The organism is Lentzea albidocapillata, assembly GCF_000719115.1.
GTDB classification, from domain to species: Bacteria; Actinomycetota; Actinomycetes; order Mycobacteriales; family Pseudonocardiaceae; genus Lentzea; species Lentzea albidocapillata.
In genome coordinates, this window is record NZ_JOEA01000007.1 from 258,037 (window position 1) to 275,632 (window position 17,596).

General features: G+C 68.7%; 13 protein-coding genes. 5 read left to right on the top strand and 8 right to left on the bottom strand.

Going from position 1 to position 17,596, the window contains the following annotated elements:
* Positions 1 to 4 precede the first annotated feature (4 nt).
* From cobF to IG04_RS0112160, 7 genes are all read right to left on the bottom strand, one after another.
* Positions 5 to 748, bottom strand: coding sequence for a precorrin-6A synthase (deacetylating) (cobF, locus tag IG04_RS0112130; protein ID WP_030476703.1), 744 nt, complete (start codon positions 746 to 748; stop codon positions 5 to 7).
* 13 nt (positions 749 to 761) lie between these two features.
* Positions 762 to 1,982, bottom strand: coding sequence for a phenylacetate--CoA ligase family protein (locus IG04_RS0112135; protein WP_030476704.1), 1,221 nt, complete (start codon positions 1,980 to 1,982; stop codon positions 762 to 764).
* A gap of 3 nt (positions 1,983 to 1,985) precedes the next feature.
* The gene (locus IG04_RS0112140) at positions 1,986 to 4,457 is read right to left on the bottom strand and encodes an acyl-CoA reductase (protein ID WP_030476705.1); all 2,472 of its coding nucleotides are present in this window, start codon (positions 4,455 to 4,457) and stop codon (positions 1,986 to 1,988) included.
* Complete coding sequence (locus tag IG04_RS0112145) at positions 4,454 to 5,563, bottom strand: LuxE/PaaK family acyltransferase (RefSeq protein WP_211257739.1); 1,110 nt, start codon at positions 5,561 to 5,563, stop codon at positions 4,454 to 4,456. The genes IG04_RS0112140 and IG04_RS0112145 overlap by 4 nt, the downstream gene beginning before the upstream one ends.
* A 23-nt stretch (positions 5,564 to 5,586) precedes the next feature.
* Complete coding sequence (locus IG04_RS0112150; protein ID WP_030476707.1) at positions 5,587 to 6,708, bottom strand: GNAT family N-acetyltransferase; 1,122 nt, start codon at positions 6,706 to 6,708, stop codon at positions 5,587 to 5,589.
* Between the two features lie 269 nt (positions 6,709 to 6,977).
* A complete protein-coding gene (locus IG04_RS0112155) occupies positions 6,978 to 7,616 on the bottom strand; it encodes a peptidylprolyl isomerase (protein ID WP_030476708.1) in 639 nt (212 codons plus the stop codon).
* Between the two features lie 33 nt (positions 7,617 to 7,649).
* On the bottom strand, positions 7,650 to 8,312 hold the full coding sequence (locus IG04_RS0112160) for a DUF2306 domain-containing protein (protein ID WP_051769632.1): 663 nt from the start codon (positions 8,310 to 8,312) through the stop codon (positions 7,650 to 7,652).
* 130 nt (positions 8,313 to 8,442) lie between these two features.
* On the opposite strand from IG04_RS0112160, the gene IG04_RS43890 reads away from it, so the two are divergent.
* From IG04_RS43890 to IG04_RS0112175, 3 genes are all read left to right on the top strand, one after another.
* Positions 8,443 to 8,862 carry a DUF2690 domain-containing protein gene (locus tag IG04_RS43890; protein ID WP_051769638.1) on the top strand — a complete coding sequence of 140 codons (420 nt, stop codon included), beginning with the start codon at positions 8,443 to 8,445 and terminating at the stop codon, positions 8,860 to 8,862.
* Positions 8,863 to 8,939: 77 nt separating this feature from the next.
* Complete coding sequence (locus tag IG04_RS42525; protein ID WP_036014404.1) at positions 8,940 to 9,371, top strand: hypothetical protein; 432 nt, start codon at positions 8,940 to 8,942, stop codon at positions 9,369 to 9,371.
* A 189-nt stretch (positions 9,372 to 9,560) separates the two neighbouring features.
* Entirely contained in the window at positions 9,561 to 10,427 is an 867-nt protein-coding gene (locus IG04_RS0112175; protein WP_030476712.1) for a M23 family metallopeptidase, read from the top strand.
* Here the strand turns inward: IG04_RS0112175 and IG04_RS43895 are convergent, their stop codons facing one another.
* Entirely contained in the window at positions 10,428 to 13,100 is a 2,673-nt protein-coding gene (locus IG04_RS43895) for an AfsR/SARP family transcriptional regulator (RefSeq protein ID WP_051769640.1), read from the bottom strand.
* A 353-nt stretch (positions 13,101 to 13,453) separates the two neighbouring features.
* Between IG04_RS43895 and IG04_RS42530 the strand changes: the two genes are divergently transcribed.
* Both IG04_RS42530 and IG04_RS0112190 read left to right on the top strand, forming a co-directional pair.
* Entirely contained in the window at positions 13,454 to 15,583 is a 2,130-nt protein-coding gene (locus tag IG04_RS42530) for a bifunctional diguanylate cyclase/phosphohydrolase (RefSeq protein WP_245815944.1), read from the top strand.
* A 27-nt stretch (positions 15,584 to 15,610) separates the two neighbouring features.
* Complete coding sequence (locus IG04_RS0112190) at positions 15,611 to 17,584, top strand: APC family permease (protein WP_030476715.1); 1,974 nt, start codon at positions 15,611 to 15,613, stop codon at positions 17,582 to 17,584.
* Positions 17,585 to 17,596: the final 12 nt, after the last annotated feature.

Genomic DNA, 17,596 nt, shown 5'->3' on the forward strand with positions numbered 1-17,596 from the left:
CTCGTCAGCTACGGCGCAGCAGGTAGGTGTCCATGATCCAGCCCTTGCGCGCACGGGCCTCGTCACGCACCTCGCGGATCCGCGCCGCCACGTCCCCGACCCGCCCCGACACCAGGATCTCGTCCGGCATTCCGAGGTAGGCGCCCCAGTAGATCCACGTGTCCGGGTCGACGCCCTCGAACGAGTACGTCGCGTCCAGCATCACGGCCACGTCGTCCACACCGGACGGCCATCCGGCGGCCAGCCGGCGGCCGGTCGTGATCTGCACCGGCTTGCCGACCTGGTTCAGCGACACGCGGTGGCCCGCGGTCAACGCGGCCACCGACGTCACGCCGGGGATGACCTCTACCTCGAACGACTCGCCGCGGGCCAGCAGGTCGTCGAGGATCGCCAGCGTCGAGTCGTACAGGGACGGGTCGCCCCACACCAGGAACGCCCCGACCTCGTCCTCGCCCAGTTCCGCGAGCAGCCCCCGGACGACGTCCGCGCGGTCGCGGCGCCAGGCGTCGATCGTCGCCTTGTAGTCGGCGGGGTTGCGGTCGCGTTCCGGATCCCGGCCCTCGACCCAGCGGTACGGGCGCGTCACGTGCTCCGCCAGGATCGACGCGCGCAGGTCGACGAGTTCCTGCTTCACCGAACCCTTGTCCAGCACGAAATACACGTCGACCGTCTGCAACGCCTTGACGGCCTGCACCGTCAGGTGGTCGGGATTGCCCGCGCCGATACCGATGACCAGGATCTTTCGCACCGGCACACACTAACTACACGGGGCGCTCGTCGAGGAGCCGCACGGTCTTGCCTGTGCGGGGATTCACCTCCAGCGCGTGCACCCACTCCACCGCGAGCGGTGCCACGACACCCCGACCGGCCTGCAGCGCGAACCGCGGGCTGATCCGGTGCACCTCGTCCTGGACGGCGGAGACGTCCTGTGCCGCACCGGCGATGCGCAGCACCAGCTGGTCCCGCGCGTCGATCCGGCGGATGACGACCTGCACGCCGTTGTGCGTGATCCCGGCGCGGTCGACGGCGGCCCGCAGGTGGTCGAGGTGCAAAGTCACGGGGCCGACCCGTGCGCCCTCGTCGGCGCGGCCGAGCAGGCGGAAGATCCCGTCCTCCACGTCGACCCATTCGGCCAGGTCGCCGACCGGGTAACGGATCATCGGCTGCAGTCGCCGGGTGAGGTCGGTCTGCAGCAACCGGCCCGGCCGGCCCGGCGAGGTGATCGGCTTGCCGGTGTCGGCGTCGACGATCTCCAGCACCGAGCTGTCCACAAAGGAACGGAACACCCTCGGGTCGTCCGAGCCGAGCACCGCCGTGCCGATGATCCCGCCGTCCACGCTGCCGTAGACGAACGAACGGAACTCGGCGCCGGGAAACGCCTCGAGCAGGAGTGCGCGCTGGTCGTCGTACAGAGCCTCACCGCTGAACAGGACCAGCCGCACCGACGGCAGTGAGCCGGCCTCGGAACGAACGTGCGCGGCCAGCCGGCACAGCGTCGTCGGGAAGCCCGCCACGACGGTGGCGTCGAAGTCCTGCATCGTGGTCAGCGTGAACTCGACCGGCGCGCTGCCGGTGATCGGCAGCTGCACCAGGTCGATCGGGGAGTGTTGCAACGCGTTCAGGGCGAAGATGAAGCTGGAGTAGAGCTCACCGGCGGCGAAGAGGTTCGCGACGCGGTCGCCGTGCCGCAGTCCGGCCGCGGGCAGCGTTTCCGCGTACGTGCGGCACATCGCGTCCCATTCCCCGTTGGTGTAGAAGGAGACGCGAGGGGCCTTGGTGGTGCCGCCGGTCTTGAAGATCAGGCCGTCGGTGTGCGCGCTGGTCAGCACGTGGTTGTCGCGGACGGTGTTCGCGGCCCAGAACGCGGCCTGGTCGACCGCCGGCAGCTCGGACAACGGCGTCGAGGAGTCGTAGCCGTCGTACAGGTCCCTGTAGAACGGGGAGTGCGTGCGGGCGTAGCAGACGAGGTCGAGCACGGACATCGTTCACACACTCCTGCTGCTGCGCCGGTCGACGACCGCGATCAACTTGCCGCTGCTCTTCGTCCGCTGGAATTCCGCGAGTGGAACGTTCTCGACGCGCACGGTCAGCAGCCCGTCCTGCTCGACGGCCTCGGACACCTCCGGATACAACGACAGCAGCGTGCGGTGGGTGACCGCGGGCTCCGGCGCGCGGCCGTTTTCCAGCCGTACGACCAGCTCTTCGCCGCGAGCGTCCTCGTTCAGCTCGACCTGGAACGCGCCGGAGTAGCTGTGCTCGTCCTCCAGGATCGTGAGGAACCGCCGGTAGTTCAGCGTCTGCGCGGCGGCCCGGAACACGTCTCCGGTGCGTCCCAGCAGCTCGAACCGGGGCGTCTGACGGCCGCACGGGCAGTCACCGGGGACCCAGCGGCCCAGGTCGCCGATCTCGTAGCGCTCCAGCCGCTGGCCCCGTCGCGTGTGCGTGGTGAAGACGAGCCTGCCGGGTTCGCCCGACGAGACGAGACGGTCCGTCTCGCGATCAAGGATTTCCAGCGTGTGCAGACTGGTGAACAGGTGGTGCACCTTGCCGGCCGAAGCCTGGCACTGGTAGCCGACGGGCCCCGCGTCGACGGTCGCGTATGCCGCCGAACGGATGGTCTCGACGCCGAACTCGTCCCGCAACCGCGCGATGGCCTGCGCACCGAAGTGCTCGCCCGCGTAGAAGATCTTGCGGATGCCGCCGTACTCCTTCAGCATCGAACCGTGCTCGGCGAAGAGCCGCTGCACGAACGACGGCGCGGTCAGCAGCGTGTCGACACGGTTGTCCACAATGGCCTGGGCGATCGCGTCGAGCTGGTCCCACTCGCCGCCCATCGGGAACTGCACGGCGTTCATCCGCTCCAGCGCGGAGAAGAAGCTCACGAAGCTCGCGTACATGTGGCCGTTGAAGAACAGGTTCATGACGCGGTCGTGGCGCGGGTCGAGTCCGGTGGCGAGCAACGCCTCGGCGCCGACCCACATCTGCTCGTCCCAGTCGGCCCAGGTGTACGCGGACAGCTTGGGCGCGCCGGAGCTGCCACCGCTGCGGAAGTACACGTCCGCCGGACGGTCCTGCAGCGTCTCGAAGTCCGACTTCAGGGTCACCGGAACCGGAGGAACCGGAAGCTGGCGCGACTCGGCCAGGTCGTCCAGCGAGGCGTCCGTGGCGAACCTGTCGTCGAGCTGCACGGACACCCGGTTGCTGTAGCGCTGCAACGCGTAGACGCCGTCGTGCGGCTCACCGCTGTAGCCGCCGAGCATCGAACCCGGCGTGGTGATCCGCTGCACGCCGACCGAGACGAACGAACGCGCGAGCGCGGCCGTGTCGGGCCGGTCCGCCGCGAGGCCGACGGTCTGCAGGTAACGGCGCATCGGCCGCAGCACGGAGGTGATCTGCTTGCGCGGCAGGGGCTTGACCCACACCGTCCGGTACAGCGGCGAGGTGCGCGGCGCGAACCGCACGTCCGCCAGCACGCGCCAGTTCCCGCCGGCGTGCACCTTCGTGAACCCGAGGTGTTCTTCCAGTTGCGTGACGAGGACGGTGTTCGTGATCTCCGCCCATTCGGCCTGTGACGGCTCGCGGGTCGGTGGTCCCGCCTGCTCCAGCACGGAGGCGAAGCGCTCGGCGAAGGCGAAGACCTGGGACGAGTCCTCGGTGTCGAGGTAGATCACCTGTGGGCTGGAACAGGCCTGCTGTTCCAGCCGGCACACGTCGGCGGCCAGCGCGCGCAGGGTGTCCACATCGGACCACGAGTCGCGGGTCAGGTAGGCGAACGACAGCTTCGGTCCCCAGTCGATCACCCGCGCGCCGGGCTTGACCAGCTCGGTGACGCCGGTGATCGCCTCCTCGCCGCCCCACACCGCGACGGCGTCGGCGGCGCCGAGCATGCGTGTCATCCAGTCGGTGCGCGAAGAGGAGAAGTGCAGTACGACGAGCCGCGCGGCGATCTGACCGGTCTGGTCGTGTGAGGCCAGCGCGGCGAGCACCTCGGCGGTGAAGCCCGAGTCGTCCGACGCGACCTTGATGACGTTGAGGTTGCCCGAGAGCAGGCCCTCGACGGCGCTCAGGACGCCGGCGGCGGGTGCGTTGCCCGCCGTCACGTGAGCCAGCAGGCCGAGCGGCACCCAGGCCTCGTAGGTGGGAGTGCGGAAGTCGAAGCGGACCATGCGGGCCGGGTCGAGGTTGCCGAGCTCGCGCTTCAGCTTGCGTTCCAGCGAATCACGGCTCAACGCGTGCCGCAGCGCGTCCAGCGTCTCGTCGACCTCCACCTCGTCGAGGCCCCACGAGACCAGCGACGCGCGGTGCTGCTCCAGATCCAGCTTCTCGGCGGCGGCCAGTACGACGAGCGGGTTCAGGCGCGGTCCGGTGATGACCTGCTGGGTGCGGTCGTCCAGCGTGTCGAGCCGCAGCGCCACAGCCTCGTCGCCGACCCACTCGCCCTGCCAGAAGTGTCTCATGCCCTGCCTTTCAGGAGCTCTGCTGCCGCGATGGCGCAGGAACGGTTGCGGGAGACGCCGGCGCGGCCGAGGATCTCGAACCACGGGGTCTTGTTGCCGCAACCGCACTCCTCAGGTGCGTGAAGCGCGGCCAGGTCACCCATCAGCACGCTCTGCGCGGGCGCCGAGGTGATGTAGGGGGACACGAACTGGATGTAGCCGGACTCGCCGTACGGCAACGGTTCCAGCGTCCGGACGTCCCGGACGATCGCACGTGACCACGTCGGCACGTGCAGGTTGTGGTGCGCGCATTCGACATAGGGCACCGAGTGCTCGACAGAGCCGTAGCTGTCACGGATCCGCGCGTCCGGGATGCCGAGCATGCCGGTCACCTTCGCGCGCAACTCGGACTTGGAGATCTGCTTGTCCGCGTTGCCCTTCCAGCCGCCGCCGAACCACACCATCGAGCGGTCGTTGAGCCGCAACGGTTCTATCCCCATCGCGCGCATGCGGTCGATGGTGAAGCTCAGGAACGCCGGGAACCCGAAGATCCGCACCGGCCGGCCGCTGTCCGCGAACCGTTGCAGCGCACGGATGCTGCCGAACGCGTCGAACTCGTGCCCGCTGCCGGTGTGCGCGAGGCCGTAGTCGACGGACTCCACGGGCGCGAAGTCCGTCATGAACTGGCCGGTGAACGAGCTGCCGAGCTTGACGTCGGATGCCGGCTGGTTCAGGTTGATCAGGTAGTGCGCCGGCTCGCGGGAGATGAACCCGTTGTGGTCGTAGATCCGCGCGACCATCCGCTGACCCGCCCGCAGAGTCCAGGCGTCCCAGAACATCTGCGACTTCTGCCCGGTCGTGCCGGAGGAGGTGGCGTGCACGACGACCTCGGCGCGCGGTACCGACAGCACCTCGTGCATCTTGAAGAAGTTGGCGTGCACGAACGGCTGGTCGGTGATGTCCTTGAGCGGCTTGCCGTTCCAGAGGCTGCGGAAGAACTCGTTGCGCTGGGCGTGCCAGCGGTTCGACTCGTTCATCGCTTCCAGGAACAGGTCCTCGTCGCTGTGGTCGTACGGCGCCGCGATGTCGCACAGCGCCTGGACGGCGCGCAGCGATGGGTCCGGCACTGTTGCTGGACCTAAATGCGGGTTCATGCTCGAAAGACTCCGTTGGTGTTGAGGAACTTCTGCGTCCACAGCTCGATGTACTGCTCGGTGAAGGGCCGGAACGCCTCGTCGATCGCGAGTCCGCGGAAGTCCGGCGGCTGCGGTGTGTGCACCATGACCACGTAGTCGTGGTAGACCTCGCCGTCCTTGCGCATCGCCGGGTACAGCGCGACAGGCAGGAAGCCGAAGGCCACCAACGCACTCAGCTCGTCGAACTCGTGCAGCGGCACGAGCGTCTCGACGTGCGGCGCGCCCAGCCCGGCCAGCGTGTCGATCACGCCGCCGAGGTGCGGGAGCAGTGCCTGGGGGCTCGGCGTGGCACCGAAGATCGTGCAGTAGCCGTCGTGCCGGTTGAGGTGCCCGTAGATCTGGTACTCGCCGCGCTCGTCGGCCAGCAGCACGTTCGGCCTGTGCAACGGGTAGAACCGCCGTGCCGGGTCGTTGATCGTGTGCTCGAAGTGCCGCTGCACGAACTGCGGCGCCTCGATGACCTCCAGCCGCGACACCTCGGCGGCGGTGAAGGTGGTGTCCTCGACGAACTCGGGCAGCGTGGGCATCGTCGCGTGCGTGGCCCTGACGAGCCTTTCCAGGCTCTGGGGCACCTTGTGCACCTCCGCCCGCTGCTCCAGTACGCCGTCGCGGTGCTTGGCCAGCAACGTCATCGTCTCGCGCTTGGCGTGCTTGAACAGGTTCGGCACGAGCCCGAGCGGGTGGAACCCGTTGCGCAGGCACACCCGCTGCGGCGCGAGGTGGATCGTCCGCGCGGTGCCGTAGACCGAGTCGACATCGCCGCTCGCGAGCATGCGGCCGGTGATCTGCCCGACGGCGTGGTGCGCGATGCCGCCGCCCTGCACGTCCGGGTCCACGACCAGCCCGGCGATCTTGCCGAGGCGGTCCGCGCTCTCGATGTGCCCGGTGATCGAGGCGACGACCCGGCCGTCCCTGCGCCACACCAGCCACGTGGTGTGCGGGGCCTCGATCTCGGCGGCCATGACGTCGGGGTCGGTGCCCATCGCGATGGGGTAGTTCGCGCCGTGCGCCCGCCGGTAGAGCCTGAGTAGATCGTCGACGTCGTCGAGTCGAGCCGGCTCGAACTCGGGTGTCACCTGTGTGCCTCCTTTGACCGAAATGAGGCTACTGGCTGGTACAGCCGCCATTCAGGTGACAGAAGCGTAGGAGCTGCGGAATTGATTCCTGGGGGCGAGCGGGATCACAACCAGTATCAAATCCGCCTTAATGCGCGATGGTGCGAATGGCTCAATATGCGCAGGTAGGCCGTGTGACCAAGATCGCTTACCGGAATTTCGCCCTAACTGGTTGAAACGCAAAGTAGTCGCCGTTTCAGCAAAACGGCGACTACTCGGAAAATGAGCAACTAGGCGAGCACGTGCAGAATCCGCACCGGCTTCTTCGGCGCGCCGTCGAGCAGGCCGTCCGGCTGCGGCACGATCCCGGCCTTCACGATCCGGTCCAGCGTGTCCATGCCGTAGGTGACGTGACCCATCACGGTGTAGAGCGGCTTGATGTTGGCGAACGAGTGCACGATGAAGAACTCGCTGCCGTTCGTGCCCGGCCCCTGGTTCCCGTACGCGATGGTGCCGCGCGGGTAGGTCTCCTTGCCAGTCACCTCGTCGGCGAACCGGTAACCGGGCCCACCCTCCTCGGCGCGGTAGATGTCACCGCACTGCAGCACGCCCAGGCGCGAAGTGTCGGTCAGGCGCCAGCACTGCGACATCGTGTAGAACCAGCTCCGCGCCAGGTGGGCGAAGTTCTCCACGCCGCACGGGGCGTTGGCGCGGTCGAGGTTCGCGACGACCACCCCGTAGTTCGTCACGATGGTGACCTTCACGATGCCGCGAGCCGGCACGACGGCCTTGGGCGGCTGGACCGGGCGGGCGGCCGGGTTCTCCGGCGTCGGGATGAACTCGCACCTCGCGGTCGGCGGTGCGGTCGGTGCGGCTGATGCGACCGGGGCGAGGACGACCATCATCAGGACAGCGAGCAGTAGCCTCATGAGTGCCGACCGTAGTCGCCGCGTAACCCCTTGTCAGCTCACGCTGACCGCCTCCCGCTGCTCGACCACGGCACGCCGGCGAGGCTTGCGCTCCAGCCACCACTGCGAAAGCAGCAACGGAATCGTCCACCCGGCCCAAGTCGAGATCCCGGCGATCGTCTGCGGCAGGTCCGCCTCCGGCACGCGGTCCGCCAGCAGCAGGAACGCGACGGTGCCCCAGATCCGGTTCGTGATGGTCGAGACGGTCAGCACGAAGCTGCGGATCATCCACTTTCGGTGGTCGCGGAACTGGCGCTGCCGGGCCGCGCGCCACGCCAGCAACGTGAACGCCAGCCACAGCACGGACAACAGCACGCTGCTCACCTGAGCGACCGGGCCGAACGGCGTCATCCAGCCGATCACCAGCCCGGACAACCCGGCCGGCAGCACACCGGCGAACACGTACACACGGCCGATGCGGCGGTGCCACACGGGGAAACGACCACGGAACCACGGCCAGATCTGCACCACGCACGTGACGATGGCGATCGACGCGCAGACGACGTGCATCACCAGCAGGGGGTAGTGCGGTCCCCAGTCCGACTGCACGCGTGCTTGCAGACGATCACCGGTCAGGTACGGCGGCACGGAGAACGCCACGAAGGCCACCACCACGAACGCCAACGGGCCTACCCAGGGCTTGCGCAACCACGTCATGGCGACACCATGGCCACCGCCGCTGACCGATCGCGCACCGCTCGCTGACGTGGCCTTCTGACACCTCGCTGACACCGGACGGGGTGTAGCTGTCAGGTCGCTGTGAGCGCCGGTCGGCAGTGTCAGCGCCATGAAGTCGACAGCCCTGATCGCCGCGGCCGCGTTCACGCTCCTCATGGCGCCGGACGCGCAGGCCGCGTCCTGCAGCGGACGCGGGTGCAACGACAAGGACCCGGTGTCCGCCGGGTGCAGCAGTGGTTCGACGACCGCGGACACCGCGCCCATGTACACGGGCGGTACGGCGGAGCTGCGGTGGTCGCCCGGTTGCCGGACGAACTGGGTGCGGGTCTCGAACTACTCGGGCGGCGACTCGGCTCTGCGCATCACCGTGTGGTCGAGCAGCGACCGCGTCGGCTTCGTCGCGGCGGGAACGCCCGGCAACCACTGGGGAAACATGGTCTACGCGCCCGGCTGCGCCCGTGGCGAGGTGCTCTACGTCGACAAGAACGGCGTGCACCGCACCGCCCGTCTCGCGTCGAGCGCTTGCTGAGGGGGCGCGCCGTGACCGGCTACATCACCGACTGACCAATCTCCGCAGCACCATCGCAGAACCATTGAGGGAGAAGCATGTTCAGCAAGATCGCCAGTACGCTCGGGGCAGCCGTGATCGTCGGTGGCGCGATGCTCGGGCTCACCTCGCCCGCGCAGGCCGAGTCGGCGCCTGGCTGTGGCCCGGTGACGCAGATCGGTTCCACCGCCTACATCACGAGCGGCGGCACCAACATCGGCTCGGTCAAGCAGTTCAAGGGCTGCAACAAGAACTGGGCCTACGTCTACGTGTGGCAGGGCTTCCGCTCCTCGCACTCCAACTGGGAGGTCTGCGTCTCGGTCGCGACCGGTTCCAGCGCCCCGTACATGCTCGAAGGCCTGAAGTGCATCAGCAACAAGGCTGACAACTGGTCGTCGGGCACGAACACGCTGAGCGTGTGCACCCACGCCGTCGGCAACATCAAGTGGAGCGGCAACACGCCGACCGCCCGGACCAGCATCCGCTGCTGACATGCGGACGACCGTCCTCGCGGCGGTCGCAGCCTGGCCGTGCCGGTGCCTCTCACGAGCGCCGGCACGGCCCAGGCCGAGGTCCGCACGTTCACCGCGACGGGCGGAGCGTCCGGATCTGCGAGCTCAACAGCCATGGCACGCCGTACTCCAAGGTCCGCCGGATCTTCGGGTGAACGAGGGGAAGTCATGAACGTCAAGAGAATCGTGTCCGCCGTCGCGGGCCTCGCCGTCGGAATCGGGGTGCTCGTGGCCATCGCGCCGCAGGCCTCGGCCGCCACCAACTGGCAGATGCCGTTCCCGTGCGGGCAGACGTGGACGGGCCAGACCCGCGGTCCGAACGACGCGAACCCGCACAAGCCGCTGGCCGCCATCGACTTCAGCCGCGCCAACGCCCAGGGCGACGTCGTCGTCGCGTCGGCGGCAGGCAAGGTCAGCAAGGTCCGCAACGAGGGCAACACCAGCTACGGCCGCTGGATCGAGATCGACCACGGCAGCGGCTGGACCACCCGTTACGCCCACCTGTCCGTGCAGAGCGTCTCGGTCGGCCAGAGCGTCACGCAGGGCCAGAAGATCGGCAACGTCGGCAGCACCGGCGGCTCGACCGGCCCGCACCTGCACTTCGAACAGCTGAAGAACGGCACCCCGCAGCGCGTCGTGATGAACGGCTCGCAGGCGCTGTACTACGGCTCCAAGAGCTACAAGAGCAACAACTGCGGCGGCGGTGGCGCCACCAACCCGTACACGCCGGAAGAGGCCTGCGGCGACGGCTACAAGGTCATCGACGGCGCGAACGTGACCGGTGCGCGGGTCTCCCTGCTGTACAACGCTTCCAACGGCTACAACTGCGTGGTCGCGATCAAGACCACCAAGATCGGCACGGCGTCCGACGTCGGCGCGTTCCTCGAGGTGCAGGGCGCCGCACGCACGACCGACCGTGACAAGTACGGCTACTACGCCGGCCCGGTGAAGAAGAAGGCGCCCGGCAAGTGCGTCAAGTGGGGCGGCATGGTCGGTTCCTCCAGCTACACCAGCGGTTTCGAGCACTGCGCCTGATCAGCCGATCAGGCTGTCCAGGAGGTTGTCCCTGCGCAGACCGGGTGTGCCGAGCAGTTCGGCCGCCCGGTCCGCGTGTTTTTCCCGGCCTGTCCTGGCGAGCACGAGGTGGGCGACCCCCTCGCCGTACCGGTCGCCGCGAGCGGCGGTGATCTCCAGGCAGCGTTCGGCGTCCACTGTGGCCCGTTCGGGCTTTCCCGCGGCCAGCAACACTTCCGCGCGGCACAGCAGCGCCTGCCACTCGTCGTTGTGCTCGCCCGTGACCCGGCACAGCTCGATGCACTCGCTCAGCGAGGCCTCGGCCTCCGCCGGCCTGCCGAGCTTGAACAACGCCTGTCCCTGCGAGGCCAGCGCGTACGCCGTTCCAGCCTCGTCCGCGTGCTCACGGGCGAGCTTCAGGCTCAGCTCGGCGGCGTCGAGCGCCTGTTCGTACCGTCCGGCGACCTGGTGCACCTGGGCCAGTGCGGACAACGGAACCCGTTGCGCGCCGGCGGGTCCGTGCTCCGACGTGAGCTCGATCGCCCGCGCCAGGGTCGACTCGGCCTGCTCCAGCTCACCCAGTTCGCGCTGGATCGTGCCGATGCCGGACAGCGCACGACCCTGCCCGAACGGGTCGTCGGCGCGCGCCTCCAGCACTTCTTCCAGCTGGGCGAGGGCGATCTCGAACGCGCCGATCCTGCGGTTCGCGGCCGACCGCACCAGGAGCGCCGTCTGCAACGCGGCCGAGGTGCCGACGGTGCGAGCGGCCTGGTCCGCGATCTGGCCCAGCTCGACCAGGTCCGCGACCCTGTCCTGTTTGAACAGGTGCGGGTAGAGCATGTGCGCGATGGCCAGCCCGTGCTCGGCCAACGCGGCGGACGCCACGGTGGAACGCGCCGCGGCCAGCAGGTTCTCGGCCTCGTCGGTCAGCCACCGCAACGGTTCGTCGATGTCCTGCTTGGTCGCGGAGTACGTGAGCGCGCCGTAAGCGTGTGGCCGCAGCTTCTTCAGGGCAGCGGCGAGCGTGGAGCGGTAGTGCGTGAGCGCACGGGCGAGCGCGTCCTGCTTCTCGTCGTTCACGTGCTCGGCGCCGAACAACCGCAGCAGGTCGTGCACCCGGTACCGCTCCGGCCCGCACGGCTCCACGAGTCTGGCGTCCACCAACGGGTCCAGCGCGCGGTCCACGTCGTCCTGCCCGAGCAACGCCCGGACCACCGGCTCGCCGACGGTCGGCACGTTGAGGCAGCACAACAGGATGAACGCCCTGGTCGAGACGGCGTTCAGGCCCTCGAAGCCCAGCTGGAAGCTCGACCGCACACCGAGGTCGTCGAAGTCGAGCTCGTCCAGCCGATGACGCTGGTCCGCGAGCCGTCTCGCGAGCGTCCCGGTCGTCCAGTCCGGCCGTGACCGCAGCCGCGCGGCCGCGATCGTGAGCGCCAGCGGCAGGTGGTCGCAGGCCCGGGCGACCTGCTTCGCCGCCTCGCTGTCGTCGCCCAGCAACCGCAGCGCGTCGGCCTCCGGCAACGGGTCGAGCCGGACGTGCCGGGCGCTCAGCGTCGCCAGCATCCGGCGGCTGGTGATCAGCACGGTGGAACCCGGCTCGCCGGGCAGCAGCGGGCCGACCTGCGCCGCGTCCACCGCGTTGTCGAGCAGTACCAGGACTTTCCGCCTGGCCAGCGTCGACCGGTAGAGCGCGGCGGCCTCGGAGACGTCCGTCGGGACGGCCAGCGGTGGCGTGCCCAGGGCGCGCAGGAACCGCCTGATCACCTCGGCGGGGGACAGCGGCGACCGGCCCGGCGTGGCGCCGTGCAGGTCGGCGTACAACTGTCCGTCCGGGAAACGTTCGGCCATCGCGTGCGCGGCGGTGGTGGCGAGCGCGCTCTTGCCCTGCCCGCCCGGCCCGTGCACGGCGATCACCGTCTCGGCCGAGCCCGTGATCAACTCGATCTCCGCGCGGCGGCCCACGAACGGGTCAGGTCTGGCGGGCAGTTCGCGCGGCACGGCGGGGATGTCGCCCTGCAGGATCGCGGCGTGCAGGTCCTGGAGCTCCTGGCCGGGATCGAGCCCGAGCTCCTCGGCGAGCCGGCGACGGCCCTCGTCGTACGTCCTGAGCGCGTCCGCCTGCCGTCCGCTCCGGTGCAGGGCGACCATCAACGCGCCCCGCAGCCGTTCCCTGGTCGGGTGTTGCGTGACGTACCCGGTCAGCTCGCCGATGATCTCGTGGTGCCGGCCGTCCCTGATCGCCCTGTCGGCACGGCGCTCGACGGCCGCGAGCCGTTCCTCCTCCAGCTGGTTCGCGAGCTGGGTGTTCGTGGTCAGCTCGGCCAGCGCGGGCCCGCGCCAGTACCCCAGCGCCTCGTCCGGGTCCTGCGCGTCGCGGAAGAGCCGCAGGTCGAGCGACCGCTCGGGGATGTCGAGCCGGTACCCCTGCCGCGACCACTCCAGCGACACCCCGGGAAGGTCCTTCAGGGCCCTCCTGAGCTGCGAGACGTGCACCTGCACGGCCTTGCGCGCGCTGGCGGGCGGATCGCCGTCCCAGAGGATCGACATGAGGTGGTCGACGCTGACGGTCTGACCGGTGTGCAGGAGCAGCAGCACCAGGACCTGCTGCGGCTGGCCTGCGGGAATGCGGACGTCCCGCCCCTCGTACGTGACGAGCAGCGGCCCAAGCACCCCGAACCGAACGCCGTCCACCGGCTCACGATAGTCCGTTGATCGTCGCTCCCGGCCCGCACACGAGCAACGGTCAACGACGAACGTCTGGTGAACCCGTTTACCGACCAACAGGTCGGAAATATCAGTGGCACAAGGTGCACGAATCACCGTCGAGCAGCGAAAAGTCGTGCGAAAATCGTTGGGTACCACCCGCAGGCACGGATCGGCGATCGGCGAGATCACCGCAGTCGCAGTGGTGGAAAACAGAACAGGGATTCGCGGTAGCGTCCGTAATGGTGGGTCACCTCATTGGAGTAACGACGGTGCCGCGATCATCCCAAGTCGGGCATCATCACCTGGCTCGACCGATGTCGTAGAACGAGGGGTCTCGTGTGACCATCTTCCGTACCGGCCACACCGGGGCGTGGTGGATGTACCTGGTGGCGGGTCACCTGCTGCTGGGCGTCTACTACCTGATTCCGGTGAGTCCCGCGGGGACAGCGGGCCAAACGGTACGGGTGGTGCTCTACTGCACGATCAGCGCTTCGGCAGCGATCGCGACATTCGCGGGTGTCAAGCGCAACCGCCCCCAATGGAGGCGGCCATGGGTGTTCCTCGCACTCAGCCAGGTCGTTTACGCGATCGCCGACCTGACGTTCTACGCATCGCACTACATCTTCGAGAACACGCTTTACCCCTCGTACGCGGACATCTTCTACCTGGGTCATTACCCGTTGATGGTCGCGGGTGTGATCCTGCTGATCCGCCGCCGCACCCCGGGCCTCGACCTGCCGAGCCTGCTCGACGCCGCGGTGCTCGCGGTCGTCGCGGGCATGGCGTCCTGGCTCTACGTGATCGGCCCGCAGGCCCGCCTCACCTCACCGGTTCTGGTGAAGATCGCGTCGCTCGGCTACCCGATGATGGACCTGGCGCTGTTCGTGGTGGCGTTGCGGCTGATCTTCGGGGCGGGCCCCCGGCCGCGCGCGTTCATCCTGCTGACGTGCAACCTGCTGGGCATCCTGACCGCGGACACGATCTACGTGCTGCAGCGCCTCGACGGCAGCTACCACGCGGGCAACTTCCTCGACGCCATCTGGCTGTCGGCGAACCTGTGCATGGGCGCGGCGGCACTGCACCCGACGATGGCGCGGCTCGTGGACCGCGCGCACGTCAAGGACGTCGGGCTGAGCCGCGGGCGGATCATCGCGCTGTGCTCGGCCGCTCTCGCCGCCCCGATCCTGATGCTGGTGCACGACGTGGGCCAGTCGTCGCAGGACGTCCTGGTGATCGCCGCCGGCAGCGGGCTGCTGTCGCTGCTCATCATCGCGCGCCTCGCGGGGCTGGTCGCGGACCAGCGCAAGCTCGCGATCACCGACAGTCTTACCGGGCTGCACACCCGCAGGTTCTTCGAGGCCCAGCTGCCGCTGGAGATCTCCCGCGCCCGGCGGGGCGACGGGTCGGTCGCGGTGTTCATCATCGACGTGGACCGCTTCAAGTCGATCAACGACAACTACGGCCACCCCGCCGGCGACGACGTGCTGATCGAGGTCGCGGCGCGGCTGCGCGCGGCGTCCAGAGCCGGTGAGGTGCTCGCTCGGTACGGCGGCGAGGAATTCGCGCTGCTGGTGCCGGACGCCGGTCCCGGCCGGTTGTCCGTGATCGCGAACCGGCTGCGCGAACGCGTTGCGGAGAAACCGATTCCGGTCAACGCGGGCAACGACGACATCCCGTTGTTCGTCACGGTGTCGGTCGGCTCGGCGAGCTTCCCGACGCACGGCGACGGTCCCGACGACATCGTGGTGATCGCGGACCGGGCCCTGTACGCGGCGAAAGCGGCGGGACGCAACAGGATCGCGGTCGGTCCGGAGCCGCTGCCCGCGGTCGATCCGGACACCGACGGCGCGATGGCGGAGTTCCTCTGCCAGGTCGCCGACCGCGTGGACGGCTGGCTGCACCGCTACGACCACAGCCGGTCGGTGTCGCGCTGGGCCGGCGTGGCCGCGGGGGAGTTCGGGCTCGACGCGCCCACGATCAGGGTCACCCAGCTCGCCGGGCGCCTGCACGACATCGGCAAGGTCATCATCCCCGAGGTGGTGCTCACCAAGCCCGGCGCACTGTCCGAAGAGGAATGGCGGCTGCTGCGCCAGCACCCCGACTTCGGCTACCGGCTCGCGCGGATGGTGCCGGGGTTCGCGGGCGTGGCGTACGTGATCAGGCAGCAGCACGAGCGCTACGACGGCGCCGGTTATCCGGACGGCCTGCGCGGCGCCGACATCCGTGCGGAAGCAAGGATCCTGTCCGTGTGCGTGGCGTGGGCCGCGATGAGGTCGAACCGTCCACATCAGACCGCGCTGGACGAGAACCGCGCGCGGCGCGAACTCTGGTCGGGTCGCGGGCAGCAGTTCGATCCGGACGTTGTGGACCTTTTTCTCGACCTGCACACGCAGGGCAGCATCGGAACGCTGCGTCCGTCCGGATTGTCTGTTCAGGAGGCTGGTTTTCCGGCTGAGTTCCGGCCGTGATCAGCTGACGGTGGCATGCTCTGCGCCATGAGCACGGAGTTCGCCATCCCCGCCGAGGTTCCGAGCCCGGAACGCCCGGCGCCTCCCGGCGGACCTCTGGGCAGGTGGTTGCTCGCGGACCGGGTGGCGCCTTCGGGTCCCGAAAGCCACGAGTCGCACGCCAGGCCGCATCCGTGGTGGAAGGTCATGACGCTCACCGGCGTCGACTACTTCTCCACCCTGTCGTACCTGCCCGGCATCGCCGCTCTGGCCGCCGGCGCGCTGTCCCCGCTGGCGACGTTGCTCATCGTGGCGCTGACGCTGCTCGGCATGCTGCCGATGTACCGGCGGGTGGCGCGGGAGAGTCCCCACGGCCAGGGCTCCGTGGCGATGCTGGAGAACCTGCTGCCGTTCTGGCGGGGCAAGATCTTCGTGCTGGTGCTGCTCGGTTTCGTGGCGACGTCGTGGATCATCACGATCACGCTGTCCGCCGCCGACGCCTCCGTGCACGCGCTGGAGAACCCGTACGTGCCGGAGTCGTTGCACGGCGCCGAGCTCTGGCTGACGATCGTGCTGTTGTTGATCCTCGGCGGCGTGTTCCTGATGGGCTTCAGCGAGGCCGTGGGCGTCGCGATCCCGCTGGTGGCGGTGTTCCTCACGCTGAACGCCGTCGTGGTCGTGGTGGGCCTCGTGGACGTCTTCGCGACGCCGGACGCGCTTGACCACTGGGTGTCGGCGCTGGGCGCGCACGGCGACGGGTTCTTCGGCGTCATCGGCCCGGCGATTCTGGCGTTTCCGTTGCTGGTGCTCGGTTTGTCCGGCTTCGAGACCGGCGTGAGCATGATGCCGCTGGTCGCGGCGTCCGGTGACACGCCGGAGAAGCGCCTCGACAGCCGTGTGCGCAACACGCGCAAGCTGCTGACGACCGCCGCGCTGATCATGTCGGTGTACCTGGTCGCGACGTCGTTCATCACCACCGTGCTGGTGCCGCAGGAGAAGTTCGCTTCCGGTGGTCCCGCGAACGGGCGTGCTCTGGCATATCTCGCGCACGAAATGCTCGGCGAGGTGTTCGGCACGGTCTACGACATCAGCAGCATCCTGATCCTGTGGTTCGCCGGCGCCTCGGCGATGGCCGGCCTCATCAACATCGTGCCGCGCTATCTGCCTTCCTACGGCATGGCACCGGAATGGGGCCGTGCCGTCCGCCCCGTCGTGATCGTCTACACGATCATCTGCATCATCATCACGATCATCTTCAACGCCGACGTGAACGCGCAGGCCGGTGCCTACGCCACCGGAATCCTGGCGATGATGGTGTCGGGTTCGTTCGCGGTGGCGGTGTCCGCGTGGCGCAAGAGGCAGCGCGGCGCGGGAATGGGGTTCACCGTGCTGACGCTGGTGCTGCTGTACGCGTTGGTGGAGAACGTGATCGAGAAGCCGGACGGCATCACGATCTCGTTCGGCTTCATCATCGGCATCGTGGTGATCTCCCTGGTGTCGCGCATCTCGCGCACGACCGAACTGCGTGTCGACAGCATCAAGTTCGACGAGCAGGCCCGCCGGTTCGTCACCGACACGATCGAGAACGACGGCCTGATCACGTTGATCGCGAACCGCCGCCAGGTCGGCGACAAGGCGGAGTACGACGAGAAGGAGGCGGAACAGCGCGGCATGAACCCGGTGCCGGGATCCGCGGACGTGCTCTTCCTGGAGATCGAGATCGTCGACCCGTCGGCGTTCAGCAACGTCCTGTGCGTGTCCGGCGCCGAGGTGGACGGCCACCGCGTCCTGCGCGCCTCCGCTCCCGCCTCACCGAACGCGATCGCGGCGATCCTGCTGGCGTTGCGCGACTCGACCGGCGTGATCCCGCACGCGCACTTCGAGTGGTCGGAGGGGAATCCGCTGGCGCACCTCTTCCGCTACCTGATCCTCGGGCGCGGCGACACGCCTCCGGTCGTACGCGAGATCATCCGCTCGGCTGAGTCGGATCCGACTCGAAGGCCACGCGTGCACGTCAGTTAGCTGGAAAACTCC

Bases quoted from the DNA above. Each gene is read 5' to 3' on its own strand.
- IG04_RS0112135 (WP_030476704.1), bottom strand. From the start codon at position 1,982: ATGTCCGTGCTCGACCTCGTCTGCTACGCCCGCACGCACTCCCCGTTC.
- IG04_RS0112140 (WP_030476705.1), bottom strand. From the start codon at position 4,457: ATGAGACACTTCTGGCAGGGCGAGTGGGTCGGCGACGAGGCTGTGGCG.
- IG04_RS0112155 (WP_030476708.1), bottom strand. From the start codon at position 7,616: ATGAGGCTACTGCTCGCTGTCCTGATGATGGTCGTCCTCGCCCCGGTC.
- IG04_RS0112160 (WP_051769632.1), bottom strand. From the start codon at position 8,312: ATGACGTGGTTGCGCAAGCCCTGGGTAGGCCCGTTGGCGTTCGTGGTG.
- IG04_RS43890 (WP_051769638.1), top strand. From the start codon at position 8,443: ATGAAGTCGACAGCCCTGATCGCCGCGGCCGCGTTCACGCTCCTCATG.
- IG04_RS42525 (WP_036014404.1), top strand. From the start codon at position 8,940: ATGTTCAGCAAGATCGCCAGTACGCTCGGGGCAGCCGTGATCGTCGGT.
- IG04_RS0112175 (WP_030476712.1), top strand. From the start codon at position 9,561: ATGAACGTCAAGAGAATCGTGTCCGCCGTCGCGGGCCTCGCCGTCGGA.
- IG04_RS0112190 (WP_030476715.1), top strand. From the start codon at position 15,611: ATGAGCACGGAGTTCGCCATCCCCGCCGAGGTTCCGAGCCCGGAACGC.